This window comes from Streptomyces niveiscabiei (assembly GCF_001419795.1).
Classification (GTDB): Bacteria; Actinomycetota; Actinomycetes; order Streptomycetales; family Streptomycetaceae; genus Streptomyces; species Streptomyces niveiscabiei.
Genome location: NZ_LIRL01001441.1, coordinates 1 through 1,052, shown reverse-complemented (window position 1 = coordinate 1,052; position 1,052 = coordinate 1). Strand labels below are relative to the sequence as shown.

Sequence of the window (1,052 nt, the reverse complement as noted above, 5' to 3'; positions counted from 1 at the left end):
AAGAGACAGGTGTGTGCGGGGTGCGGGGTGGGGGCGTGTGGGCGAGGAGTAGCGTCGGGTTCATGCGTGCGATCACGATTACGGAACCTGGTGGGCCCGAGGCGTTGGTCTGGGCGGATGTCGAGGACGCGGTGGCCGGGGAGGGGGAGGTGCTTGTCGAGGTCGTCGCCGGGGCCGTCAACCGGGCGGATCTGCTTCAGCGGCAGGGGTTCTATGATCCGCCGCCCGGTGCCTCCCCCTACCCCGGGCTCGAATGTTCCGGGCGGATCGTCGAGGTTGGGGCCGGGGTGAGCGGGTGGGACGTCGGGGACGAGGTGTGCGCGCTGCTTGCGGGCGGGGGGTACGCCGAGAAGGTCGCCGTTCCCGCGGGGCAGTTGCTGCCGGTTCCCAAGGGCGTCGATCTCGTCCGCGCCGCCGCGCTGCCCGAGGTCGCCTGCACCGTCTGGTCCAACGTCTTCATGGTCTCCCATCTGCGGCCCGGGGAGACGCTGCTCGTCCACGGTGGGTCCAGCGGGATCGGGACCATGGCCATTCAGCTCGGGAAGGCCGTCGGGGCGAAGGTCGCGGTCACCGCGGGTACGCCGGAGAAGCTGCGGCGGTGTGCGGAACTCGGTGCCGATGTGCTGATCGACTATCGCGAGCAGGACTTTGTGGCGGAGGTGCGGGCCGCCACCGGGGGTGTTGGGGCCGACGTCATCCTCGACAACATGGGGGCGAAGTATCTCGACCGCAACGTCCAGGCCCTCGCCGTCAACGGGCGCCTCGCGATCATCGGCATGCAGGGCGGGGTCAAGGCTGAGCTGAACATCGGTACGTTGCTCGCCAAGCGGGCCGCCATCAGCGCGACGTCCCTTCGGGCCCGTCCGCTGGAGGAGAAGGCGGCGATCGTGGCGGCGGTTCGCGAGCACGTCTGGCCGTTGGTGTCCGAGGGGCACATCCAGCCGGTCGTGGACCGCGAGATCCCGATGCCGGACGCGGCCGAGGCGCATCGGGTGGTGGAGGGGAGCGGGCATGTGGGGAAGGTGCTGTTGGTGGTGGGGCGGTAGGTAGAG

At 70.2% G+C, this 1,052-nt stretch carries 1 protein-coding gene; it reads left to right on the top strand.

What is annotated here, in order from left to right; genetic code table 11:
* Positions 1-62 precede the first annotated feature (62 nt).
* Positions 63-1,046, top strand: coding sequence for an NAD(P)H-quinone oxidoreductase (locus AOK24_RS44810; protein ID WP_055725522.1), 984 nt, complete (start codon positions 63-65; stop codon positions 1,044-1,046).
* Positions 1,047-1,052: the final 6 nt, after the last annotated feature.